Source organism: Litoreibacter janthinus, assembly GCF_900111945.1.
Classification (GTDB): domain Bacteria; phylum Pseudomonadota; class Alphaproteobacteria; order Rhodobacterales; family Rhodobacteraceae; genus Litoreibacter; species Litoreibacter janthinus.
Map to the genome: position 1 here is coordinate 1,739,094 of NZ_FOYO01000001.1, position 23,277 is coordinate 1,762,370.

23 protein-coding genes are annotated in these 23,277 nt (G+C 59.4%); 3 read left to right on the forward strand and 20 right to left on the reverse strand.

Going from position 1 to position 23,277, the window contains the following annotated elements:
* Positions 1-64: 64 nt before the first annotated feature.
* The 5 genes from BM352_RS08705 to BM352_RS08725 form a co-directional block, all read right to left on the reverse strand.
* Complete coding sequence (locus BM352_RS08705) at positions 65-1,828, reverse strand: aminopeptidase P family protein (protein ID WP_090215401.1); 1,764 nt, start codon at positions 1,826-1,828, stop codon at positions 65-67.
* Between the two features lie 45 nt (positions 1,829-1,873).
* Positions 1,874-2,284: a hypothetical protein gene (locus tag BM352_RS08710; RefSeq protein ID WP_090215405.1), complete on the reverse strand. Its 411-nt coding sequence runs from the start codon at positions 2,282-2,284 to the stop codon at positions 1,874-1,876.
* A gap of 38 nt (positions 2,285-2,322) precedes the next feature.
* Positions 2,323-4,200: a cobaltochelatase subunit CobT gene (gene cobT, locus BM352_RS08715; RefSeq protein ID WP_090215409.1), complete on the reverse strand. Its 1,878-nt coding sequence runs from the start codon at positions 4,198-4,200 to the stop codon at positions 2,323-2,325.
* Positions 4,193-5,179 (reverse strand): cobaltochelatase subunit CobS, encoded by a 987-nt coding sequence (cobS, locus tag BM352_RS08720; protein ID WP_090215413.1) that lies wholly within the window; start codon positions 5,177-5,179, stop codon positions 4,193-4,195. Before cobS ends, cobT begins: the two co-directional genes overlap by 8 nt.
* A 151-nt stretch (positions 5,180-5,330) precedes the next feature.
* Complete coding sequence (locus BM352_RS08725) at positions 5,331-5,969, reverse strand: J domain-containing protein (protein WP_090215418.1); 639 nt, start codon at positions 5,967-5,969, stop codon at positions 5,331-5,333.
* A gap of 74 nt (positions 5,970-6,043) precedes the next feature.
* On the opposite strand from BM352_RS08725, the gene BM352_RS08730 reads away from it, so the two are divergent.
* The gene (locus BM352_RS08730; protein ID WP_090215421.1) at positions 6,044-6,301 is read left to right on the forward strand and encodes a BolA family protein; all 258 of its coding nucleotides are present in this window, start codon (positions 6,044-6,046) and stop codon (positions 6,299-6,301) included.
* 2 nt (positions 6,302-6,303) lie between these two features.
* Here BM352_RS08730 and BM352_RS08735 read toward each other — a convergent pair whose 3' ends face one another.
* From BM352_RS08735 to BM352_RS08780, 10 genes are all read right to left on the reverse strand, one after another.
* Positions 6,304-6,744, reverse strand: coding sequence for a DUF4177 domain-containing protein (locus BM352_RS08735; RefSeq protein ID WP_090215424.1), 441 nt, complete (start codon positions 6,742-6,744; stop codon positions 6,304-6,306).
* A 145-nt stretch (positions 6,745-6,889) separates the two neighbouring features.
* Positions 6,890-7,078: a CBU_0592 family membrane protein gene (locus tag BM352_RS08740; RefSeq protein WP_090215428.1), complete on the reverse strand. Its 189-nt coding sequence runs from the start codon at positions 7,076-7,078 to the stop codon at positions 6,890-6,892.
* A gap of 458 nt (positions 7,079-7,536) precedes the next feature.
* Positions 7,537-7,989, reverse strand: coding sequence for an SRPBCC family protein (locus tag BM352_RS08745; protein ID WP_090215431.1), 453 nt, complete (start codon positions 7,987-7,989; stop codon positions 7,537-7,539).
* A gap of 110 nt (positions 7,990-8,099) precedes the next feature.
* A complete protein-coding gene (locus BM352_RS08750) occupies positions 8,100-8,876 on the reverse strand; it encodes an XdhC family protein (protein WP_090215435.1) in 777 nt (258 codons plus the stop codon).
* Entirely contained in the window at positions 8,873-10,060 is a 1,188-nt protein-coding gene (locus BM352_RS08755) for a vWA domain-containing protein (RefSeq protein ID WP_090215439.1), read from the reverse strand. The genes BM352_RS08750 and BM352_RS08755 overlap by 4 nt, the downstream gene beginning before the upstream one ends.
* On the reverse strand, positions 10,057-10,932 hold the full coding sequence (locus BM352_RS08760; protein ID WP_090215443.1) for an AAA family ATPase: 876 nt from the start codon (positions 10,930-10,932) through the stop codon (positions 10,057-10,059). The genes BM352_RS08755 and BM352_RS08760 overlap by 4 nt, the downstream gene beginning before the upstream one ends.
* A gap of 51 nt (positions 10,933-10,983) precedes the next feature.
* Positions 10,984-13,398 carry an aerobic carbon-monoxide dehydrogenase large subunit gene (locus BM352_RS08765; protein WP_090215446.1) on the reverse strand — a complete coding sequence of 805 codons (2,415 nt, stop codon included), beginning with the start codon at positions 13,396-13,398 and terminating at the stop codon, positions 10,984-10,986.
* Positions 13,395-13,889, reverse strand: a complete 495-nt coding sequence (locus tag BM352_RS08770) for a (2Fe-2S)-binding protein (RefSeq protein WP_090215450.1) — start codon at positions 13,887-13,889, stop codon at positions 13,395-13,397. Before BM352_RS08770 ends, BM352_RS08765 begins: the two co-directional genes overlap by 4 nt.
* Before the next feature lie 13 nt (positions 13,890-13,902).
* Positions 13,903-14,757 carry an FAD binding domain-containing protein gene (locus tag BM352_RS08775; protein WP_090215454.1) on the reverse strand — a complete coding sequence of 285 codons (855 nt, stop codon included), beginning with the start codon at positions 14,755-14,757 and terminating at the stop codon, positions 13,903-13,905.
* Between the two features lie 135 nt (positions 14,758-14,892).
* Complete coding sequence (locus BM352_RS08780; protein ID WP_090215459.1) at positions 14,893-16,011, reverse strand: MHYT domain-containing protein; 1,119 nt, start codon at positions 16,009-16,011, stop codon at positions 14,893-14,895.
* A gap of 289 nt (positions 16,012-16,300) precedes the next feature.
* Here BM352_RS08780 and BM352_RS08785 point away from each other — a divergent pair, with 289 nt between their 5' ends.
* A complete protein-coding gene (locus BM352_RS08785; protein WP_090215463.1) occupies positions 16,301-17,830 on the forward strand; it encodes a trimethylamine methyltransferase family protein in 1,530 nt (509 codons plus the stop codon).
* A gap of 131 nt (positions 17,831-17,961) precedes the next feature.
* On the opposite strand, the gene gatB is transcribed toward BM352_RS08785, so the two are convergent.
* Complete coding sequence (gatB, locus tag BM352_RS08790) at positions 17,962-19,476, reverse strand: Asp-tRNA(Asn)/Glu-tRNA(Gln) amidotransferase subunit GatB (protein ID WP_090215466.1); 1,515 nt, start codon at positions 19,474-19,476, stop codon at positions 17,962-17,964.
* Between the two features lie 371 nt (positions 19,477-19,847).
* On the opposite strand from gatB, the gene BM352_RS08795 reads away from it, so the two are divergent.
* Complete coding sequence (locus BM352_RS08795; protein WP_245780944.1) at positions 19,848-20,552, forward strand: transglycosylase SLT domain-containing protein; 705 nt, start codon at positions 19,848-19,850, stop codon at positions 20,550-20,552.
* 87 nt (positions 20,553-20,639) lie between these two features.
* Here the strand turns inward: BM352_RS08795 and BM352_RS08800 are convergent, their stop codons facing one another.
* The 4 genes from BM352_RS08800 to BM352_RS08815 form a co-directional block, all read right to left on the reverse strand.
* Positions 20,640-21,200, reverse strand: a complete 561-nt coding sequence (locus tag BM352_RS08800; protein WP_090215473.1) for a type 1 glutamine amidotransferase domain-containing protein — start codon at positions 21,198-21,200, stop codon at positions 20,640-20,642.
* Positions 21,201-21,280: 80 nt separating this feature from the next.
* The gene (locus tag BM352_RS08805; RefSeq protein WP_090215477.1) at positions 21,281-22,036 is read right to left on the reverse strand and encodes an SDR family oxidoreductase; all 756 of its coding nucleotides are present in this window, start codon (positions 22,034-22,036) and stop codon (positions 21,281-21,283) included.
* Between the two features lie 95 nt (positions 22,037-22,131).
* Entirely contained in the window at positions 22,132-22,767 is a 636-nt protein-coding gene (gene parA, locus BM352_RS08810; RefSeq protein WP_090215482.1) for a ParA family partition ATPase, read from the reverse strand.
* Positions 22,768-22,894: 127 nt separating this feature from the next.
* On the reverse strand, positions 22,895-23,272 hold the full coding sequence (locus BM352_RS08815; RefSeq protein WP_139229807.1) for a hypothetical protein: 378 nt from the start codon (positions 23,270-23,272) through the stop codon (positions 22,895-22,897).
* Between the last annotated feature and the right edge of the window lie 5 nt (positions 23,273-23,277).

Here is a 23,277-nt window from a genome sequence, read left to right on the forward strand (position 1 = left end):
TTGCGATCAGTTCTATGCTGAGCGCGGAACATTACATTTTCATGTCGCTTTGGGAAGCGATGACTTAAAGCGGCAGTGTCGCAGCCATTAGCCAGTCCTTGGCACTGCCTTGAACGTCTAGAATTTGGGCGATTTTCGCGTGATAGGCGTCGATCCAATTGCGTTCCACTGGTGAGATCATGTCGACGGCAATCAGGCGACGGTCCAGTGGGACCCATGTAAGGGTCTCGAAGCTCAGCTGATCCCGTTTATCCCCCAGTTCGGGCGCGTCCTGCACCACGATCAGGTTTTCGATGCGGATACCAAACGCCCCTTCGCGGTAATATCCCGGCTCGTTCGACAAAATCATTCCCGGTTTCAGCGGCACTTCAGAGATACGGCTGATGCGGGCAGGCCCTTCATGCACACACAAATATGCGCCGACGCCATGACCCGTGCCGTGATCGTAGTCCAGCCCGTGACGCCACAATGGCGCGCGCGCCAAAGCGTCAATGTCTCGCCCCGCAACCCCGCGCGGAAACCGTGCCATGGACAGTGCAATCATCCCTTGCAAAACAAGGGTGTAGCATTCCTGCTGTTCGCGTGTGGGTGTTCCCATCACGACCGTGCGGGTGATGTCTGTGGTGCCGTCCACATATTGCCCACCGCTATCCACCAGAAGCAGTTCGCCATCCTGCACCGCGCGATTGGTGGTCTTAGTGCAGCGATAATGCACGATCGCGCCGTTCGGTCCGGCCCCGGCAATCGTCTCGAAGCTGATGTCGCGCAACGCGTTGGTCTGGGCGCGAAACCCCTCAAGCGCAGTCACCACGGCGATTTCCGTCAAACCGGGGGCTTGCGTATCCAGCCACGCAAGGAAGTTCACCATCGCATGGGCATCGCGGATATGCGCGGTGCGTGTGCCGTCAATCTCGACCGCGTTCTTGCAGGCCTTGGGCAGCACGCAAGGATCATCGTCAAAGGCAACCTCTGCGGTGACGGTTTGCGAGACGATCACAGGGGCCGACGACTTGTCGACGCGGATCGTCCCTTCCAGCGCTGCAAGTGCGTCAAGGAAGGTATCAGGCGCATGGATACGGATTTCGTCGCCAAGATGGTCGCCAATCTCGGTCAGTTTCTCTGCGGCCACGAACAGATCAACGCTTGCATCGGCATGAAGCACAGCAAAGCAATGCGGGACCGGATTGCGCGGAATATCACTGCCACGAATATTCAGCAGCCAAGCAATGCTGTCCGGCAAGGTCAGCACTGCCGCGTCATGGCCCGCGTCACGCAACATGTCCGCCAGTCGCGCGCGCTTGTCGCCGTGGCTTTCGCCAGCAAGTTCCATCGGGTGCACCATGATCTTGCCCATGGGCGGGGCGGGGCGGTCTGTCCAGATACGGTTCACCAGATTGTCGGTGGCCATCAAATTGACGCCGGCCTTCTCAAGCGCCTCGACCTCGGAGCTGGTATGCAACCAAGGGTCATAGGCCATTTTGTGGGTCTCTGGCAGATGCTCCTTTAACCACGGGCCGGGCTTGGTGTCGGGCCACGGCACAGGGGTGAAATGCGCCGTATCCACTTGCGCCTTCACCTGCACGCGGTAGCGCCCATCAATGAACACGCCCGCGATATCCTTTAGGGCTGCGCAAAATCCAGCCGAGCCGGTGAAGCCAGTCAGCCACGCCAAACGGTCATCGGCAGGGGCCACGTATTCCCCCTGATGCGCATCCGCGCGTGGAATTAGGAAGCCGTCATAGCCTTCAGCTGCAAGCACATCGCGCAGGGCTTGAAGTCGGGGAGGGCCTTGGTCGGGCGACGTTGCGTCGTTGAAGCTTTGGAACATGGCCGCAATCTGCGATCAATCGACGGGCGCTGCAAGCCCTTGCGGCTATCCCGTGCTGCCGGTCCAATCCTGATGGCCCCGAGCGTTCAGGATCGACCGCATCTTGAACCCCTCCGGCGTCATTTCCAGCAACGCAGACGAGGTATAGGGTGCAGTGGCGCGTTTTCCGTTGCTCAGCAAATTGGTCTCATAAGTGCCGAGAAACCTGCCGTCTTCACCTGATTCCAGCGCAAGCGGTTTGCGGTAAATCATATCGATCCGCAGAATTCGGCAGGCACTCAGGTAATGTTCGAAATTGGCACGAAGCTCGTCTTCCGTCTCGAACTCGCGTGGGCCGTGATCGGTGATCATCGAAAACGGCAAGATGATCCGGTCGCGCCAACCCGCGAACTCACATGCCGGAAAGCAATCTGAAATCGCGTCGAGAAATATCTGAAACTCGGCCTCTAAATCCATAAGCACGGACTCGCTAAAAAATATGAACGAACAGCCACTTAGCTGGCTCGCTTCATGCCCATAACCCGCGCACGAGCGCGCGGGTCACTGTCAAACAGAGCGGCAAGCTGCTCCGTCATCGCACCGGCCAGTTGTTCGACATCGGTAATAGTCACGGCGCGCTCGTAGTAGCGGGTCACGTCATGGCCGATGCCAACGGCGATCAGTTCCACCGCGCGACGTTTCTCCACCATCGCGATCACATCACGCAGGTGTTTTTCCAGATAATTCGCGGGGTTAACGGACAAAGTTGAATCGTCCACCGGTGCCCCGTCCGAGATCACCATCAGGATTTTACGCGCCTCTGGGCGGCCGATCATACGCTTATGCGCCCATTCCAGCGCCTCGCCGTCGATGTTCTCTTTCAGCAGGCCTTCTTTCATCATCAGGCCCAGATTGTCCCGCGACCGCCTCCAAGGCGCGTCGGCAGACTTATAGATAATGTGGCGCAGGTCGTTCAGGCGGCCCGGTTGTTGCGGGCGACCATCGGCCAGCCAACCTTCGCGGCTCAACCCGCCTTTCCAAGCGCGGGTGGTGAAGCCGAGGATTTCGGTTTTCACTTGGCACCGCTCTAGGGTGCGGGCCAGCACATCCGCGCAAATTGCAGCGATAGAGATCGGACGGCCCCGCATGGAGCCGGAATTGTCGATCAACAGCGTCACGCAGGTGTCTCGGAACTCCATGTCCTTTTCCTGCTTGAAGCTGAGCGGTGTTGTCGGGTTGGCGACGACGCGGGCCAGCCGACCAGCGTCCAGCGTGCCTTCCTCAAGATCAAACTCCCATGACCGGTTCTGCTGCGCCTGCAAGCGGCGTTGCAGCTTGTTGGCCAGTCGCGACACGGCACCCTTCAGTGGCTCCAGTTGTTGGTCGAGATAGGCCCGCAGGCGTTCCAGCTCGGCAGGTTCGGCCAGTTCTTCGGCGCGGATCACTTCGTCATGCTCAACCGAATAGACCTCGTAATTCGGGTCCGCTTCGGAATGCGGGGCAGGGGGCGGCGGGTCCATCGGGGCCTCGCCCTCGGGCAATTCAGCCTCGTCGCCCATTTCGGCGTCGGCCATGTCGTCGAGTTGAACAGTTGCTTGCGACGCGTCGTCTTGCTGCTCTTGCGATTGCTCGGCAGAGGCGTCCTGATCCTCGGAGTTGTCTTCCTTGTCAGGGTTCGCGTTGTCGTCTTGATCTTGTTCCTGCTGGTCCTCGGAGGCCTCGTCTTCCTGATCCTCGTTGATGTCGTCAGGATCGTCGCCCAGCTGATCGCCATACCCCAGATCATCGATAATCTGGCGTGCAAATTTAGCAAATCTGGTCTGATCGGACAGCACGTCCTGAAGGTTCTCCAGCGTGCCACCAGCGGCCCCTTCGATGAAGTCCTTCCACAGGTTCATCACATTCGCAGCGCCCGTTGGCAAATCACGCCCCGTGGCAAGATGCCGGATCAGGTAGCCCGCAGCGACCGAAAGCGGTGCTTGTCCGGCTTCGGTGATCTGGGCGTACCCTTTCCGTTCGGCTTCGCTGTCAATCTTGGCGTCAATGTTGCCTGCGGTGCCGGGCATGACCCGTGCCCCCATGGCTTCGCAGCGCGCGGTTTCCATCGCGTCATAGAGCTCCCGCGCCATGTTGCCCTGCGGCAAATAACGGTTGGCGGTGGTGTCATTGTGGAACCGGCGACGCAGTGCGAACGCATCGGCTGTGCCACGCGCCAACAGAACCTCGGAGCGCGTCATCCGCCGCGTCACCTGCGGCAGGCGCACCTGATCGTTGGTCATCCCAGGAGGGTCGACCGAGAAGGCGACGCCCAGATCTGGGTCGTTGGCAAGCGTCTTGGTCGCCTCCGCCAGCGCCTTCTTGAATGGATCGGCGGGGTTGTCGTTTTTAGCCAAGGCTCACACTCGCAGCGCTTTCTGGCAACTCTTCGTCAAAGCAGCGCTGGTAGAACTCGGCCACGGTTTCGCGCTCCAGCTCGTCACACTTGTTCAGGAAGGACAGGCGGAACGCGTAGCCGACATCGTTGAAAATACGCGCGTTTTGGGCCCAAGCGATGACCGTCCGTGGCGACATCAGTGTTGACAGGTCGCCATTCATGAAGGCTGTCCGCGTCAGGTCGGCGACGGTGACCATTTGACCGACGGTCTTGCGGCCCGCTTCGGTGTTGTACACGGGGTTCTTGGCCAGCACGATCGCGGCTTCTGCGTCATGGGACAGGTAGTTCAGCGTCGCCACCAGTGACCAACGGTCCATCTGGCCTTGGTTGATCTGCTGGGTCCCGTGATACAGGCCGGTCGTGTCGCCCAGGCCAACCGTGTTTGCGGTCGCGAAGATGCGGAAATACTTGTGCGGCTCGATCACCTTGTTCTGGTCCAGCAGCGTGAGTTTGCCGTCCACTTCCAGCACGCGCTGGATTACGAACATCACGTCGGCGCGGCCAGCGTCATATTCATCAAACACGATGGCGGTCGGGTTGCGCAGCGCCCAAGGTAGGATGCCCTCTTGGAATTCGGTGACCTGCATCCCGTCTTTCAGCTTGATGGCGTCTTTACCGATCAGGTCGATCCGAGAGATGTGGCTGTCGAGGTTCACACGCACGCACGGCCAGTTCAGGCGCGACGCGACTTGCTCGATATGGGTGGATTTACCTGTGCCGTGATAGCCTTGGATCATCACCCGACGATTGTGAGTGAAGCCAGCAAGAATCGCGAGGGTCGTGTCGCGGTCAAACTTGTAGGTGCTGTCGATTTCTGGGACGCGGTCCGAACGGTCGGCAAAGCCCTTGACCTTCATGTCGCTGTCGATGCCAAAAACTTCCCGAACCGAGATATCTTCGGTGGGTTTCGCGTTCAAATCCATGCTGCCGTCGGCCATTTTTTCGTTCCCTCAGAATAACCCCATCGGGATGCAACATATCTTGGGGAAGGGCAAGGGGAAGGCCCGCCACAGATCGTCGTTTGCGACGAAATCGTAGGGGCGCAAGTTTTCGTTCCGATAGAGCAGGCGCGAAAGCCCGCGAGGGGCCCTAACCCGAGAAGTTGCGACTGTCTTTAAGCTGGTCCCAAGCCCAGACGACCTGCTGCAACTGCTCTTCATCCGCGCGGTTGCCGCCGTTCATGTCGGGGTGCAGGTCTTTGATCAGGCTCTTGTACTTTTTGCGCAAGTCTTGCTTGCTCATGTGCACTGTGCCCTCAAGAATTTCGAGTGCCTTGCGCTCGGTGGCGGGCAGCTTACGCCCCGCGCCATTTGGATTGCGCCCCGGATTGCGGGTGGCGTTCTCGCCCAGCACGGCCATCGGATCGTCCACGCCAAGGCGGGACCAAGCACGCTGCTCCTCGCCCTTTTTCATCGGTTTGGTTGGACGCTCCCAGACCTTGTCCGAAGACATCTGCCGCTCCATTTCTTCCTGCGTGTGGGTCTCGAAGAAATTCCACTTCAGATTGTATTCGCGGACATGCGCCTGGCAGAACCAGTAATAGTCGTCCAACACGTCGGGCGATTTGGGCGCGCGGTATTTGCCCGCCTCTTGGCAATCCGGCGCTTCGCAGGTCCGTTGCGATGTCTCCACGGCACCCGACATCCCACGACGGCCTTTGGCACGGCGGGCTTTGTCGCTCTTTGCAGAGATATCGAATTCAAACGGATCAAACGGAGGGCGGGCCATGACTTAACCTTTTCGACTCGGAACAATCACTTTAAGGTTTTGAGCACTGAGGTGAAGGGCCGTTTGGAAAAAATATGGGTATAACTCAACAGATTGACGACAAACTGCGCACAGCCTTTGCGCCGACCTTCCTAGAGGTTGTGGATGACAGCGAAAGCCATCGCGGGCATGGCGGCTATCAAGAAGGCGGGGAGAGCCATTTCAACGTGGCGATCCGTGCGGAGGCTTTTGCCGACATGTCGCGGATTCAACGACACCGCGCGGTGCATGCCGCCTTGGGCCCCGACCTTATCGGCCGGATCCACGCGTTGGCGTTGGACATTTCCGCTTAGCTCTATTCGGCTGCGACGCCGCGTTTGTCGTCGTCAGCGGCTTCATCCGGCTCCATGAACCCTTCGGGAGCGGGGCCAGCGGCGGCGTCACGGCTCAGAACGGGCTCGGCGCGCGCGGCTTCTTCAGGCTCCGGCTTGGGGTCAGGTGCCGCTACAACAGGGGCAGCCACAACAGCAGGTGCTGCGACTTCGTCTGCGGCGACGTCTTCGGCCAGGGCGCGGCGGAAGACCAGCAGGGAGTGGTATTTGACCGTCTTGCCAGTCAGCCCCTGACGCTCTTCACAGGGCAGGGTTTCGGCGCGTTGGTATTCCCAGCCTTCGGCTGCCATCTCGTTCATCAAAGAGCTGATGGTGTTGGCAAACTTGGCTTCTGTGCCGCGAACTTTGCGCACGGATTTGCCCTTCCGCGGCGCTGGCACAACTTGGTATTCAAACTTCGACATGGCACGTATCCCCCTGCACCGGAAGATTTGGTGTTACAAAAGCCCCGCATCTGAGTCCAGTGAAAGCAGCGTAACCTCAACTCAATTGGTGCGCTGATGCCACGGCACCGCAGTGGCTATACATCCCGATCAGCCCTAGCAAAATTCAAGTGATTTGATTGATCGCCAAAGCATGAGACAGGCTCACCAGAACAAGGCTCACGCCGTTGATGATGCTGATGCAATAGGCGCAGCTGTTACCATCAAGCCAGCCCATCTGATTTCCCGTAAAGCCGACCAGACAGGTGACAAATCCACATCGTCCGACGGCTTGGCAAATTGTGCTGGGGTCCATTCGGGACTCCGAAACTCGAAAAGCTGTGAAGGCGACGTTGGGGCACTGCGTCCCGGCCGCGCCTCAATGCGAAAGCAACAGGTGTCTGAAAACCGTGCGCCGCCGTGCAGCGGTCGCAGCGTTTCGAAGATGCTAACGCTTGCCCGCTATATCTTGCCGCCGGTACCGCGTGAAGGGCTGACACCCTTTGCACACAAGACACAATGAAACATGCGGCAGTTCGTTCGGGCTGCTGGCGTTTCGCGAAACAATGGCCGCTGGAGGGGAAACCTTCTGGGGGAACCGCATGGATCAGGTCGTCTGCCTCAGGTGGCGCCACCATTTCGCCAAAATAACGCGAGACGCTTTCCCCCGCCATGGCATGCCAGCCGTTGGCGGGCGAAGGTGCGTCGACAGGCGCCCCACGTGCTACGGTTTAAGATCGCTATACCGACCAAGTGCTTTCAACAGTTGATTGGCTAGGCGACTTGCTCCGCGTCCAACACCTCGGCAAAATTCTTGAAGAACTTCGCGGCGATTTTTTTGGCTGTGCTCTGGATCAGGCGGCTGCCCAATTGCGCAAGCTTGCCGCCGATTTGTGCTTTGGCATCATATGTCAGGATCGTGTTGTCGCCATCTGCCACCAGCGTGACATCCGCGCCGCCTTTGGCATGGCCAGCCGCGCCGCCATTGCCTTGACCCGTCAGTGAAAACGCATCAGGCGCACCGCTTTTGTCGAGTTGAACATCACCGCTGAACCGCGCCTTGACTGGCCCGACCTTCAGCACGATCTTGGCCTCCAGCTCCGTATCGGAATGCTGGACCAGTTCTTCACATCCCGGAATGCACTGTCGCAAAATTTCTGGGTCGTTCAGCGCCGCATAAACCCGCTCCTTAGGGGCGTTGATTATGATTTCGTCTTTGAGTTCCATGGTCTTACCTTTTCAACAGCAGGGAAATTTAATGGACGCAAGCGTGTCGGCCTGCTCTGGGGTGAGCGCAGATTTGCGGCGCATTGCGCGCAGCAGCCTTTTCAACGCTCTCATCGCGTTGCAGCCTTTGCCAAAATCGCGCGCTTTGCTTGTGTTAGTTCCGCAAGGATCGACAGAGCGATTTCAGCCGGTGTAACCGCCCCGATATTGAGGCCGGCAGGCGCGTGCACAGCCGCAATTTGCGCGGCATTTATGCCTGCGGACGCCAATTTGTCCGACAAGGTCGCGAACTTTTTGGTGCTGCCAACAAACGCAACGTAATCCGCTGTATCAGCCAACCCGGTTTGAAGTGCCGCAAGGTCGCCTTGTCCTTGGGTCGCGATCACCAAATATCGGGCGCGGCCGGGCAGGCGGGACGGCAAAGGCGCGTCAGACGCCGCCGCAGCAACCGCCCAGCCGAATTGGGGGGCCAGCTCTAGCAGCTTTGCAGCCACAGGGGATTGTCCGAAGATCAGCAGGTCAGGTTCGGGCAGATGCGGCTCGATGAAAATGTCGATAGTGCCTTTTGACGGGCAACCATTGCGTGCAAACCGGACGCCATCCACATCATCGCCAGCCTTCACGCCTTTCACTTCAAGGTCTTCCTCCGGCGCAACAGAGATGAACTGCGGCTGACCGGTTGCATAGGCCCGCAACGTCGCCTCCTTGATCGCACCCTTCACGCATCCGCCGCCGAGCCAGCCCTCTAGGATTGTCCCGTCTTCGCGCAGCAAGGCTTTTGCGCCCGGCTTGGCCGCCGTCGTGCCTGCGGTGCGGACGATCGTAGCAACGGCGAAGTAATCCTCCCCCTCTTGCAACCCGTGTTCCATGATTTGTTTGGGTGTCATAGCTTGGCCAGCTCCTGCTCAAGCGCCGCAAGGTCGTCCAGCGTGTTGGCCGCGCGAAACAAATCAAGATGCGGCAAGGCCTCCGCCATGGCGCGTGCGGTCGGCGCGTAGCCGTCCCAGCCTTTAAGCGGGTTAAGCCAGATGATCTTGCAGCCCCGTTTTTTCAGGCGGATCAACGCATCCGAAATCCCGTCAGGTGTGTCAGTGTCGTAGCCATCCGAGAGGATTATTACGACGGTGCGGTTGTCGACAAACCGGCGGCCATAGGTGCCGGCGAAATTGTTCAGGCTCTCCCCGATCTTCGAGCCACCGGCGAACCCGTCCGCCAACAAGGACAACCGCGCCAATGCGCGCAACGCATCCTTGTCGCGCAAAGCCTCGGTGATCCGCACCAAACGCGTATGGAAGAGGTAGGCATCGGCTTTGGAATCCGCCCGCATCAGCCCCGCCAAGAAGGCCAGAAAAATGCGCGAATAGACGGTCATCGACCCAGATACATCGCAGATGGCGGTCAGCCGCAACATGCGGTCAGGTCGGTGGCGCTTTGGCAGAGCAAAAGGCTCGCCGCCGGTCGCCAAGCTTTGCCGCATGACTTTGCGAAAATGGATTTGGTCTCCTTTGCGGGCGGCTTTGCGGCGGCGCGATCTACGATCCCGCAGGGCCGCGCCAAGCCGCAGGGCAATTTTCTCCGCCGCCTCGATATCTTCAGGCCGCACGATGTCGCGCAGGTCCTTTTTGAACAGATTGGCCACGTCGGTGGCGACCAGTTTGCCCTCACCATCGCTTTGCGCTTCGCCCTCTGCGCCGTCCGGGGCGCTTATATCGCCTGCGCCGTCGCTGGCTTCGCCATCCGCACGTGCCTCGCGGGAGGAATGGACGTTTTCATTTTTGTTTGGCTTGATCGTCGGCGTCACGCGGGTTTTAACCCGCCCGCCATTCATCCAGAAACTGTCGAATAACCCGTCAAATTGCGCCGCCTCTTCGGCGCAGCCGGTGAAGACGGATTTAAGGGCGCGGCGCGCGTCATGCGGGTTTGCAGCGTTGATATGTATGAGGGCTTCCAAGGCGATGCCTGTCTCCCCCACGCCAAGGCGCAGGCCATTGTTGCGCAGATGAGCCACGAACCCCGCCATGCGGGCGGCGGGCCCCGGGTCACGTGCCGCGAATTTGGTCACGAGGCTCATGCGGCTTTTCCTGCCAGACGCTGAGCGATTTCCGTCGGGATCGCATCGCGGTCCATCTGCGTTTTCAGCAGGGTTGTCAGGGTGGCCTGTAGCGTCGCAGGATCGTCAGTCAGGTCCGCCACACCAAGCCCCATCAAGGCGGCGGCAAAGTCTAGCATTTCGGCAATGCCCGGTTTCTTCTCCAGCTCCTGTTTGCGAAGCGCCTGCACGAACCCGACGATCTGCGCGCAAAGCCGGTCGCTGATGTCAGGGTAGCGCGTGACCAGAATGGACAGCTCGGTCTCGTGATCGGGGTAGGGGACATGAGCGTAAAGACAGCGCCGCCGCAGCGCATCGCTGAGGTCGCGGGTGCCGTTGGCGGTCAGGATCACAATCGGGCGGGTGACCGCGGTGATCGTGCCCATTTCCGGAATAGTGATTTGAAACTCCGACAGGATTTCAAGCAAATAGGCCTCGAACTCTTCATCCGCCCGATCAATCTCGTCAATCAGCAAAACAGGCGCTTTGTCTTGCCGGATTGCCTTGAGCAATGGCCGCTCCAACAGGAACTCGTCCGAGAAAATGCGGGCCTCGACGCTCGCGCCGGTCTCGCCATCCTCGGAGGCCGCGCGGATCGCTAGCAGCTGGCGTTGGTAATTCCACTCGTAGATTGCCTGGGCGGCATCCAGACCCTCGTAGCATTGCAGACGGATCAATTGGGTGTCCTCGACAGCTGCCAGCACCCGCGCCACTTCGGTCTTGCCGACACCAGCCGCACCCTCAAGCAACAGCGGCCGCCCGAGTGACAGCGACAAGTGCAGCGCCATCGCCAGATCGCCCGAGGCAATATACCCCTGATCGGCCATCGCCTTTTGCAACGTGGTCCAAGTCATAGAAGTCCTCCCCAAAGGGCGGGCCGCGTGATGCGGCCCGCGCCTGAGCTTTTAGTCGTGCATGCCAAGCGTGTTGGCGGTTTGCCAAATCCGCCAGTGGTCATGCGGCATGTTGGTGTGACGGTTGCCAAACGGGCGGAACGCGTCCTGCACGGCGTTCGAGAAGCACGGCACGCCGCCCACATGCGGGCTTTCGCCGACGCCCTTGGCCCCAATCGGGTGATGCGGGCTGGGGGTGACTGTGAAGTCCGTCTCGTAGTTTGGCACTTCCCAGGCCGTTGGCAGGAAGAAGTCCATCAACGTCCCCGTCTTGACGTTGCCCATGTCGTCATAGGCAATCTCCTGCCCCAAGGCGACGGCAAGGGCTTCTGTCAGACCACCGTGGATTTGGCCCTCGATCACCATCGGGTTGATCCGCGTTCCGCAATCATCCAGCGCGTAGAAGCGGCGGATTTCCGGCACGCCCGTATCGACGTCGATATCCATGACGCAAACATAGGCACCAAACGGATAGGTCATGTTGGGCGGATCGTAGTAGCTGACCGCTTCCAGACCCGGCTCAAGACCCGGGATGACTTGGTTGTAGGCGGCGTAAGCGATCTCCTTCATCGTTTTGAACCGCTCCGGCGCGCCTTTGACTGCGAACCGGTCCACGTCGAATTCTACGTCGTCGTCATGAACCTCAAGGAGATATGCGGCGATCATCTGCGCCTTGGCGCGGATTTTGCGGCCGGCCATCGCCGTGGCGGCCCCCGCAACAGGCGTGGAGCGGGACCCGTAAGTGCCAAGACCATAGGGCGCCGTATCTGTATCGCCTTCCTCAATCGTGATGCTGTCAGCGGACAGACCGATCTCGGTCGCAAGTATCTGCGCGAAGGTCGTGGCATGGCCCTGACCCTGAGAGATGGTGCCCAGACGCGCCACAGCCGATCCGGTGGGGTGAATGCGGATTTCGCAGCTGTCGAACATCCCCATTCCGAGGATGTCGCAGTTCTTGACCGGTCCGGCCCCGACGATCTCGGTAAAGAACGACAGCCCGATGCCCATCACCTTGCGGGTTTTCCCTGCTTTGAAATCCTCAACCCGTTGGGCTTGCTCCGCGCGTAGGCCCTTGTAGTCGACCGCTTTCAAGGCTTTGTCCCATGCGGTTTGGTAGTCGCCGGAATCGTATTCCCAGCCCAAAGCCGCCGTGTAGGGGAACTGTTCTTTCTTGATGAAGTTGATCGAGCGCAGCTCCGCCGGATCCATGTTCAACTCGATGGCAAGGACTTCGATCATCCGCTCGATGAAATACACCGCTTCGGTCACACGGAAAGAACAGCGATAGGACACACCGCCCGGAGCCTTGTTGGTATAGACGCCGTCCACGCCCAGATAGGCGACAGGGATGTCATAGGAGCCCGTGCAGATGTTCATGAAACCCGCCGGGAATTTGGTCGGGTCGGCACATGCATCAAACGCACCGTGGTCCGCCGTCACATGGCAATGCAGACCGGTGATCTTGCCCTCTTTGGTGGCGCTGATCTTGCCCTTCATCCAGTAGTCGCGTGCGAAGGCGGTGGACATCAGGTTTTCCATCCGGTCCTCGACCCATTTCACCGGGACCCCCGTCACGATGGACGCAACGATCGCGCAGACATAGCCGGGGTAGACGCCCACCTTGTTGCCGAAACCGCCGCCAATATCTGGCGAGATCACGCGGATGTTGTGCTCTTCGATACCAGACAGCAGGGAAGCCACGGTGCGCACCACATGTGGCGCTTGGAAGGTGCCGTAAACCGTCAGCTTGCCGTTCACCTTGTCCATTGAGGCGACCGCTCCGCAGGTCTCCAACGGGCACGGGTGCGTGCGGTGGTAATACATCTCGGCCTCGGCCACGACTTCGGCGTTGTCGATCACCTGTTCGGTGGCCTCCTGATCGCCCGCTTCCCACGTGAAGATATGGTTGTGATGTTTGCGGGGGCCATGCGCACCGGGTGCAGTCGGGTCAAGATCTTCGCGCAGGACGACATCCGATTGAAGGGACTCAAACGGGTCGACGATCACCTCAAGCTCTTCGTAATCCACTTCGACCAGTTCCACCGCGTCAGCGGCAACGTATCGGTCAGAGGCCACTACGAACGCCACCTCTTGGCCTTGGAACAGCACCTTGCCGTCTGCCAGTACCATCTGTTTGTCACCAGCCAGCGTTGGCATCCAATGCAGGCCCAGCGGTTCAAGGTCCTTGGCGGTCAGCACCGCAACCACACCAGGCAGCGCCATTGCCGCGTCGATGTTGATCGACTTGACCCGCGCGTGCGCATAGGGGGAGCGCACGAAGTCGCCATGCAACATGCCGGGCAGCTTCACGTCGTCAACGTAATTGCCCTTGCCTTGGGTGAAGCGCGCGTCTTCCACCCGCTTGCGCGAGCAGCCCATGCCCTTGAGACCAGCGACCCGATCTTCGCGTGTGATTTCGTCCTTCATAGTGCCGCCTCCTTGGCTGCGTTCATCTCAGACGCTGCTGACAGAATAGATTTCACGATGTTCTGGTAACCGGTGCAGCGGCAGATATTGCCCGCGATGCCAAAGCGGACCTCTTCCTCGGTCGGGTTCGGGTTCTCTTCCAGCAGCTTGGCCGCGCGGGTGATCATACCCGGTGTGCAGAACCCGCATTGAAGGCCGTGATGCTCTTTGAAGTTCTCTTGCAGCACATGCAGCGCATCGGGCGAGCCGAGGCCTTCGATCGTGGTGACTTCGGCTCCGTTGGCTTGCGCCACGAATACAGTGCAGGATTTCACCGACTTGCCGTTCATCGTGACGGTGCAGGCACCGCAATGCGATGTCTCACAGCCCACATGCGGGCCGGTGATGTTGAGCTTTTCGCGCAGCGCGTAGATCAGCAGCTCGCGCGGTTCTGCGAGGAATTCGTGATCCTCGCCATTCACGTTCAATTTGACGTGCATCTTGTTTGACATGGTGTGTTCCTCCCTATGCCCGAGACCAAGCGCGGGTGATGGCGCGGCCAAGGACGATGCCAGCGGCGTGGCGTTTGAATGCGACGGGGCCGCGGTTGTCCTCTGTCGGGTCGATGTCGCCTAGCATGGCAGTCACCGCTTCCTTGATCGCGGCCTCGCCGCAATCGGTTCCAACGAGTGCGTCCGCCGCAGCTTCGGACCAGATCGGTGTGTCGCTGAGGTTCGTCATGGCGATGGACGCCGTGGCGACTTTCCCGCCCTCCTTGCTGATCTGAACGGCAGCCGCAGCCGTCGCATAGTCGCCGATCTTCCGCTTTTGCTTTTCATAGGCATAGCCGCCCACGGGTGCAGCGAAGGTCACAGCTGTCAGGACCTCTTCATCCTCGCGGTCGGTCATGTAGGCCGCCTCGTAGAAGTCGCGTGCTTCGACGGTGCGATCCCCGTCAGGGCCGGTCAGATGGAACTGTGCATTCAGGCATTGCATCAGGCCGGGCATGTCGTTGCCCGGGTCGCCATTCGCCACATTGCCGCCCACTGTGCCCATGTAGCGGACCTGTGGGTCCGCAATCTGAAGCGCGGCCTCTTTCATGATTGGTGCGGCGGCGGTGAGCGACGCAGAGGTGATGATCTCGTGCTGAGTGGTCATCGCACCGATGCGGACCGTGCCATCGGCAATCGTAATGCCCCCCAGCCCCTCGATGCCCTGAAGGTCGATCAGATGCGGCACTTCTGCCATGCGCAGTTTCATCATCGGGATGAGGCTGTGTCCGCCCGCCATCACGCGTGCATCATCGCCATGTTCTTGAAGAAGGGCGATCACGCCCTTTAGGTCTGTCGGCCTGTAATACTCGAATGCCGCTGGTATCATTGCTTCGCCTCCCGTTCCGCAATTTCGTGTCAGAAGGGCAGGCTGGACTCAGTCGTATGCGGGCGCTTGCGCTATCGACCGAAATACAAGGTGTTTTGCACGAACTGCGCCTTTGGCCGCTCGAGTTGCGAATGGCTATAGGCCGAGTGCGTCGCGAACGGCTTTCAGATTCGACCGGCTCACCGGAACTGACGGCAAATCGGCAGAGGCAAAACGGCAGACGCCGTTGTCCTTCAGACGCTCGAACTGTTTCACATGCGTCGGGTTCACCAAATAGCTGCGGTGGGTTCTGATAAACCCGAGCGGGGTCAGACGTGTGACCGCTTCGGTGATGGGCCAGACGCAAAACAGTTGGGCGTCGTTAGTATAGACATTGGTGTAATGTCCTTCGGCCCGCACAAAGGCAACCTGAGCAGGGTCGATCAGAAGTGTGACGCCGTTGCGCTCGCATGGGATGCGCAGGGCGATGGGGGCGGCTTCGGGCGCGGCTGGCTTTGGCGTGACAGGTTCGGGGACCGTCGACGAGACCTGTTGCGGCGGGGTCGCGACAAGGAATGTCACGCCCATCCACAAGAATCCTCCGAAGATCACGAAGCTTGAAATGATTACTCCGATTGCGAGCACTTCATTGCTCATCACCGGGCCGAACTCATTCAATGTCGGGACCGCCACGAAACGGGTTCCGGCAATGGCGATGAAATGCACCGCACTGACGGCAAAGCCAAAACACAGCGTCCCAAGCAAGATGCTGCGATTTGTCCGCTGGCCATAGGCAATCCAGAACGCCGCGATGCACAACCCGATTGCACAGATGACCGCCAGACCAATCCCCAAAGGCGTATACACGGCGCGGCACAACTGAAGCCCCGCCATGCCGATATAGTGCATCGCAAGAATGCCGCAGCCTACCAAGGCCCCCGCCGCACAAACTGTGAGTGGTGTCCTTTTGCGGAAATGCAAAAGCAGCAAGGCCGTCCCGACAATCAGGATTGCCAGCAAAGCCGATGCGAGCGTGATGGCCGCGTCATAGTAAAACAGGATCGGCATTTGGATCCCAAGCATCGCCACGAAATGCATCGACCAAATGCCGCCGCCCAAGGCGACGGCGGACGCGGCGACAGATCCCTTGCGACGCAATACGCTTTGTTTGGAAAGGTCTTTGGACAGTGTCAAACCGGTAAAGCTCGCTGCCATGGCGATCACCACCGAGGCTACGACAAGCGTCGAGTTATGACTCACGTCCAAGAATTCCATGCCGTTTGATGGCACCTATCCTGAAACAAATCAAACGCGTAAGCACGCCAAACAGTGCAAGCCGCTCGGCTCGTCCCGACCTCCGACATCAATTGACATGCCAACCCGGCCGCCGCTGACATTCGACAGAGGTCGCAAAGAGAAGCGGTTCGGAAGAAGCCGCCGTTCATTGCGCAGAACCCGAAGTGAGCGTCGTGAATCCCTGTCCTCAAAAAACACTGTCAAAATTATCGGCTGTGCCCTACCAATTTCAACTTATGAAGCACCGCCCATCAGCAGTTGCAAACACATGACCGACGCCACGGGCAAAGCCACGAGGCGCAGCGGTGGTCGCGCGCAACGCCTTATTCAACGTGCAGCCAAACCGATTGTCGATCCGTGCCCGCCAGGTCAGATCGGCGGCTCATATAAGCCGCTGACCGAAGTTGATCTGGCTCGTATATTCAAGACCGCCTTAAAGCTGCTGTCCGACCTTGGAATGGGAGAAGTTCCGGACAGGCTTCGGCGTGACCTTCTTGCGGCTGGCGCGCAGGACAATGGCAAAGGTCGCGTGACCTTTCCGGCACCTCTGGTTGAGGATGCAATCGCGCGAGCGGCCAAGACATTCGCCTTGCATGGTCGCGATGACAACCGCTCGATCGAGGTGGGTGGCAACAAGGTCTATTTCGGGACCGGCGGTGCCGCCGTTCAAACGCTGGATTTGGAGGACGGTATCTACCGTCCGTCAACGCTTGCCGACCTTCACAATTTCACGCGACTGCAAGACACGTTGGCGAATGTAAGTTGGTATACACGCTGTTGCGTTGCGACCGATGTGCCCGACAATTTCGATCTGGACGTGAACACCGCCTACGCCTTGTTGCGCAATACGACGAAACCCACGGCGACGTCGTTTACCTTGGCTGAACACATAGATCCGATCGTCAAAATGCTCGACATCGCGGCGGGTGGCGAAGGCGAATTCTCAAAACGCCCCTTCATGAAAGCGCATATCAGCCCCGTGATTTCGCCAATGCGGTACGGGGAAGACGCGGTGGATGTCGTCTATGAGTGCATCAAGCACAACATTCCGATGTCATGCATCACGGCCGCCCAAGCCGGTGCGACTGCGCCTGCAACGATGGCTGGCTTTCTGGCGCAATCCTTAGCTGAAACGCTGGCAAGTCTCGTTATGGTTCACGCGATCAAACCCGGATTTCCGATGGTCTTCTCCAACTGGCCATTGGTTGTTGACCTGCGCACTGGCGCCTTCTCGGGTGGGAGCGGGGAAAGCGCTGTTCTAAATGCGGCCTCGGCGCAACTGTCGAACTGGTTGGGACTGCCATCCGGCGTGGCGTGTTCGATGACGGACGCCAAAGCAATCGACGCGCAATACGGCGCTGAAAAGGGGATAAGCTCGCTTGCCGCGGCCCTTGCGGGTGGCAATTTGATTTACGAGAGTTCAGGCATGACCGCGTCCTTGCTGGGGGCCAGTTTTGAAGCCTTCATTCTAGACGACGAGATGCACTCGCATACCTATCGTGCGCTGCGTGGGATCGAAGTATCCGAAGAAAACCTTGGATTTGATGCGATCAACGAGGCGGTTCTTGGCCCGGGTCATTTCCTTGGGGGGGAACACACGATTGCTGCGATGGAACGTGACTATTTTTATCCGTCCGTTGCCAATCGCGAAGAGCCACGCACATGGGCCGAAAACGGAGCAAAAGACGCGAGGACAGTAGCGCGGGAACGCGCGCGCCGCATCTTGGCGGATCACCATCCTGAATACCTATCGAGCGACCAAGACGCCGCCATTCGCAGCCAGTTCAAGATCCTTTGACGAACTACTCTTAAGATTAGAGCCCACCGTTGCGGCTCAAAGCCCTAATCCCCTCCGACCTTCTGGAAAAAGTACGTTAGGACCCAAAACAGTCGCCCAACATCTCTGTCGGGCGACTGGGTCTAGAGTTCTCAACCGGCCAGCTTCTTCGCCACCAGCTCGTTCACGGCTTTCGGGTTGGCCTTGCCGCCCGTCGCCTTCATCACCTGACCCACAAACCAGCCTGCCAGTTTGGGATTCTCTTTGGCCTTTTCCACCTGCGCGGGGTTGGCGGCGATGATCTCGTCCAAGGCGGCTTCAATCGGGCCAAGGTCGGTCACCTGCTTCATGCCGCGCGCCTCGACGATCTCGGCAGGGTCGCCGCCCTCAGAGTAAACAATCTCGAACAGGTCCTTGGCGATCTTGCCGGAAATGGCGTCCGACGCGATCAGGTCAATGATGCCACCAAGTTGGGCAGGGGAGACAGGGCTGTCACCGATGGCCTTATCGTCGTCCTTTTTCAGACGGCCGAACAGCTCGTTAATCACCCAGTTCGCAGCGATCTTGCCATCGCGGCCTTGGGCAACCTCTTCGAAATAGGCGGCATCGGCGGTATCGGCGGTCAACACGGAGGCGTCATATTCCGACAATCCGAATTCGCTGATGAAGCGCAGGCGCTTTTCATCTGGCAACTCTGGCAGATGGGCGGCTAGGTCGTCGATCCAGCCCTGCTCGATCTCCAACGGCAGCAAGTCGGGGTCGGGGAAGTAGCGGTAGTCATGTGCCTCTTCCTTGGACCGCATGGAGCGCGTTTCGCCCTTGTCCGGATCGTAGAGTCGGGTTTCCTGGTCAACCTTGCCGCCGCCTTCGACGATGGCGATCTGGCGACGGGCTTCGACCTCAATCGCTTGCTGGATGAAACGCAGCGAGTTCATGTTCTTGATCTCGCAACGTGTTCCCAGATGCGCGAAGTCACCGCTCTCTTGGTATTTCTCGTAGTCGCCCGGCGTGCAGATAGACACGTTCACATCGGCACGCAGGTTGCCGTTTTGCATGTTGCCGTCGCAGGTGCCCAGATAGCGCATGATCTGGCGCAGCTTGGACACATAGGCGGCGGCCTCTTCCGGCCCACGGATGTCAGGCATGGAGACGATTTCCATTAGCGCGACGCCGGTCCGGTTGAGGTCCACAAAAGACATCGTCGGGTCCATGTCGTGGATGGATTTGCCCGCGTCCTGCTCCAAATGGATGCGTTCGATGCGCACCATACGCGCCACACCCGGACCCATATCGACCAGCACTTCGCCTTCGCCCACGATGGGGTGATAGAGCTGCGAAATCTGGTAGCCTTGGGGCAGGTCGGGGTAGAAGTAGTTCTTCCGGTCAAAGGCAGAGTAAAGGTTGATCTGGGCCTTCAGCCCAAGGCCGGTGCGCACGGCTTGTGCGACGCATTCCTCGTTGATCACGGGCAACATGCCGGGCATGCCTGCGTCCACAAAGGCGACGTTGGAGTTCGGCTCTGCCCCGAATTTGGTCGACGCACCCGAGAACAGCTTGGCGTTGGTGGCCACCTGCGCGTGCACCTCAAGGCCAATCACCAGCTCCCAATCCTGCTTTGCACCAGCAATCACTTTGGGCTTCGGGGTCTCGTAGGTCAGGTCTAGCATGAGGGGGTCTCCACTGGGTCGTCCGCGTTCTAGTGAAATTCCGGAGGTCGGGCAAGGTGACAAAGACCCCTTCATGCTCATTGTCCCGAAGGGGTGGCACGGGGGATTTGAGTTTGCAGGACGGCACATCGTCTTGTGTGTTGACCCTGTTTTGGCCCCCGCAATTGACTTAAGGTCAGTCGACAACCCTTTGAAGAACGGCGGTTTGTTGCCCAAATCGAAACGATGGGTGCCCGGATTGAACATTTTGTTGTCAGGGTTAACGATCTCTGATTTTCATTTTCTCCATGCGCTGCCACGCACTTATAATTGCCGCTTGTTTCGCGGCCGGATCTGCTGTCGCGCAGGATCCCCTCCCCAAGGTTGACCCTGTGGATGGAGCCGCTTTGGTCGAAGTCGCTTATCAGGCGGCCCGCCGCCCAGAGCCGGTGCGTCCGATCCCGCGTGTGGATCACATTCCGCGTGCCCGCTGGGATTTTCGATCCGAGGGGCGGCTTTGGACACGCACGACGCTAGAGGCGCTGAAGGGCCATGGCCTGCCGCTGCTCAAGACTGTGCCGCGCGACATTGCGGATTGGTGCCCGAATTACGAGAACAACGGGCTGGAGAAGCGGGCGGCGTTCTGGAACGGCTTCCTGAGCGCGCTGGCCAAACACGAAAGCACGTGGAAGCCGCGTGCTGTCGGCGGTGGCGGCTTATGGTACGGGCTGACACAGATCCTGCCCGGCACCGCGCGGGGCTACAAATGCCGCGTAGGGTCGGGGGAGGCCTTGAAGAACGGCTCTGCCAATCTCAGCTGTGCAGTCCGGATCATGACCCACACCGTTTTGCGCGACAACGCGGTGGCACGAAAAGCGAATGGTCGGCTGGGCGGAGTAGCGGCCGATTGGGGCCCGATGACCAAATCCGGCAAGCGCCGCGAAATGGCATCTTGGTTGCGCGGGCAGAAATACTGCAAGCTGCTCAGCGACACCAAGCCCATCCCGCGTCCGCGGTCGATCACGCAGCGTATCCCGCTGGAACAGCGCCTCGTGGAGATTGAGCCGACCCAACGGCCCGAAGCTCTGGCCGATTAGGCGCAACCGGATCTGTTGAACAAAAAAGGGCCTGCCTCCAAGAAGGAAGGCAGGCCAAGTTCAGCAGGGAGTATTCAGTATCAATCGTTAGGCGGCGTCGCGGTGATGCTCGCCTTCTTCCACTTCCTCAACGATCTTGGACACGAAAGCCTTCAGATCCTCGGGGCTGCGGGAGGTGATAATGCCGTTGGAAATGGCGACCTCTTTGTCGACCACATTGGCACCAGCGTTCCTCAGGTCCGTGCGGATCGAATGGTAGCTGGTCATCTCACGATCCTTAGCGACACCCGCTTCGATCAGCAGCCATGGCGCGTGGCAGATCGCGGCGACGATCTTGTCATGCTCGACAAAGCCGCGCACCAAGTTCACGGCTTCAGTGTTGACGCGCAGAAGGTCGGGATTGATTTGGCCGCCGGGCAGAACGAGGCAATCATAGTCCTCAATCTTTACTTCAGAGAACGACAGGTCGGCCTCCGCCTCGCGGCCCCAGTCGCCATCGTTCCAGCCTTTGATGGCTGCCCCATCAGGGGTGGCTACGTGGACAGTGGCACCTTTGGCGCGCAGTTGGTCGCGGGGAAATTCCAGTTCAGACTGCTCGAACCCGTGGGTCGACAGAATCAGGATTTTCGACGTTTCGATATTTGGCATGTCTTGCTCCTTTGCAATTGCATTGGTTCTGCCAACACAACGACTGCCCGGAGCAAGAGTTCCAGAGTTAGGAAGGTTTTTTAACGACCGCCTGACACGTCGACGGATGTGCCGGTGATGTAGCTTGCGCCTTCGCCCATCAAAAACAGAATGGTGTGGGCACATTCCTCGGCATCGCCGGGGCGCTTCATCGGCACGGTGTCGGCAAGGTCGTCGCACCGGTCGGGCAGGCCGCCTTTCGCGTGGATCGCGGTTTCGATCAGGCCAGGGCGGATCGCGACGACGCGCACACCGTCCGGTGCCACTTCATCGCTTATGCCTTTGGTGAAGATGTCGATGCCCGCCTTGGTCGCCGCGTAGTCCACATATTGTCCGGCAGAGCCCAAGCGTGCCGCCGCAGAGCCGGTGTTGATGATCACGCCGCCATCGCCACCGAAGGCCTTCGACATGCGCAATACACCCTGCTGGGCCACCAGCATCGCGCCGATCAGGTTCACATCGACCATGCGGCGCAGACGTTCATAGGACATTTCTTCCACGCGCTGCGGCTTGTCCACGATGCCGGCATTGTTCACCAACGCGTCCATTTGCGGGAAAGCGGCGTCGAATTCTTCGAAGATGCGTTCGACATCCTCTGGGTTGGCGACGTCGCCTTGGAACGTGTGCGTGACAGCGCCTTCCTGTTCACACATCTGGGCGACAAGCTGCGCACCTTTCAGGTCGGTATTGTAGTGGATGCCCACGTCATACCCGCTTTTGGAGGCCAGCACAGCGGTCGCTGCCCCGATGCCGGAGCTTGCGCCAGTGATAAGCACGGTTTTGGTCTTGCGGGCCATTGGGGTCTCCTGAAATCAATCCTGAAGGGCTTTCAACAATCCAAGTCTGGCGGATTTATGGCGTGCGGCGCAAGTCATCAGAAAACTGCGAAGGGTTATTGCGACAGATGCGCCAGAACCTCATCCGCCAACGCCGCCACTTCCAGACCAGCGGGGCTTTTGGCTGCGATATCTTGCACCGCGAGACCTTTCCCGAAGGTCTCTGCATAGGCGACACGGTTGGCGAGGCTCGCCTCGGCCAGCCCCGCGTCGATCTTGGCGGCTGCCTCCGCAATGTCACGGCCCAAACGCGTTCCGGAGCGCGTCCGGTTCAGCACGATCAGCGCGGGCGTATTTTCGCGGCGGGCAAGGTCCAGCACGCCTTCCGTTGCCCAAAGGTCCAGATGGCTGGTGGCCACGGGGACAAGGGTAAGGGCGGCTTTGCGCAGGGCAGGCCGCAAGTCGCTATCGGCTTTTGGCGGCGTGTCTACCAAGACCAGATCGAAATCGGACAGCATCTTGCCGACTTCGTATTCGATCCCCCATGCGGAAGCGGTCGAGAACTCCATACCCGGGTCCTCCAGCGTGTCGCGGCGGGCCATGAACCAGCGCCCAAGGCTGCCTTGCGGATCGGTGTCGATGATCGCCACCCGCTTACCCAGCCGCGTGAAGGCCACTGCGAGGTTTGCGGTTAGCGTCGTTTTACCGCTTCCACCTTTTTGCTGGGCGATTGTGATCGCTGTGCCTGACATGACGTGATCCACGAATAAGTTGTGCTGCGGTGCAGCATCGCACAGATCGCAGCGGGATGCACGGTCCGCTTTAGTGGCAAGTTCAGTGGGTTAGGAAAGCGGCTGCGCGACTCACCAATTAGCGGGATCAAACTTTGAAGGCGCATTTAATGTCGTCGAGCGCGCTGATCTGGCGCTCTGACAAGGGCGCGTTTCCGGAGGTGCCGATGGCGTTGATCACTTGCATCAACGGGGCAAGATGCTCGGTCCCGCGCAACTTGTGGAGCTTTCGCGACAGGCGGGACACCGCAGGCTCCGGTCCGCCGCATTCCGTCATCAGCCAGCGACCAAGGATCACCAGTTCCTCGGCGTCGTGCAAACTGACATGGGCCGCGTTTTGCAGCTCGCGCACCATCGCGATGCGTGTCTCTTGCGACGGGAGGTCGTCCAACTCCAGAAAAGCTACATTGACCAAATCTCGGCCGGCATCGCTGATGCCGCGCAATCGGAAATACCAATAGGCCACGGCAC

Coding starts and splice junctions, on each gene's coding strand:
- BM352_RS08785 (WP_090215463.1), top strand. CDS start 16,301: ATGACCGACGCCACGGGCAAAGCCACGAGGCGCAGCGGTGGTCGCGCG.
- BM352_RS08780 (WP_090215459.1), bottom strand. CDS start 16,011: ATGGAATTCTTGGACGTGAGTCATAACTCGACGCTTGTCGTAGCCTCG.
- BM352_RS08745 (WP_090215431.1), bottom strand. CDS start 7,989: ATGGAACTCAAAGACGAAATCATAATCAACGCCCCTAAGGAGCGGGTT.
- BM352_RS08730 (WP_090215421.1), top strand. CDS start 6,044: ATGGGTATAACTCAACAGATTGACGACAAACTGCGCACAGCCTTTGCG.
- BM352_RS08750 (WP_090215435.1), bottom strand. CDS start 8,876: ATGACACCCAAACAAATCATGGAACACGGGTTGCAAGAGGGGGAGGAT.
- BM352_RS08800 (WP_090215473.1), bottom strand. CDS start 21,200: ATGCCAAATATCGAAACGTCGAAAATCCTGATTCTGTCGACCCACGGG.
- BM352_RS08775 (WP_090215454.1), bottom strand. CDS start 14,757: ATGATACCAGCGGCATTCGAGTATTACAGGCCGACAGACCTAAAGGGC.
- BM352_RS08805 (WP_090215477.1), bottom strand. CDS start 22,036: ATGGCCCGCAAGACCAAAACCGTGCTTATCACTGGCGCAAGCTCCGGC.
- BM352_RS08725 (WP_090215418.1), bottom strand. CDS start 5,969: ATGGCCCGCCCTCCGTTTGATCCGTTTGAATTCGATATCTCTGCAAAG.
- BM352_RS08735 (WP_090215424.1), bottom strand. CDS start 6,744: ATGTCGAAGTTTGAATACCAAGTTGTGCCAGCGCCGCGGAAGGGCAAA.
- BM352_RS08760 (WP_090215443.1), bottom strand. CDS start 10,932: ATGACTTGGACCACGTTGCAAAAGGCGATGGCCGATCAGGGGTATATT.
- BM352_RS08740 (WP_090215428.1), bottom strand. CDS start 7,078: ATGGACCCCAGCACAATTTGCCAAGCCGTCGGACGATGTGGATTTGTC.
- gatB (WP_090215466.1), bottom strand. CDS start 19,476: ATGCTAGACCTGACCTACGAGACCCCGAAGCCCAAAGTGATTGCTGGT.
- BM352_RS08755 (WP_090215439.1), bottom strand. CDS start 10,060: ATGAGCCTCGTGACCAAATTCGCGGCACGTGACCCGGGGCCCGCCGCC.
- cobS (WP_090215413.1), bottom strand. CDS start 5,179: ATGGCCGACGGCAGCATGGATTTGAACGCGAAACCCACCGAAGATATC.
- BM352_RS08770 (WP_090215450.1), bottom strand. CDS start 13,889: ATGTCAAACAAGATGCACGTCAAATTGAACGTGAATGGCGAGGATCAC.
- BM352_RS08705 (WP_090215401.1), bottom strand. CDS start 1,828: ATGTTCCAAAGCTTCAACGACGCAACGTCGCCCGACCAAGGCCCTCCC.
- parA (WP_090215482.1), bottom strand. CDS start 22,767: ATGTCAGGCACAGCGATCACAATCGCCCAGCAAAAAGGTGGAAGCGGT.
- BM352_RS08765 (WP_090215446.1), bottom strand. CDS start 13,398: ATGAAGGACGAAATCACACGCGAAGATCGGGTCGCTGGTCTCAAGGGC.
- BM352_RS08710 (WP_090215405.1), bottom strand. CDS start 2,284: ATGGATTTAGAGGCCGAGTTTCAGATATTTCTCGACGCGATTTCAGAT.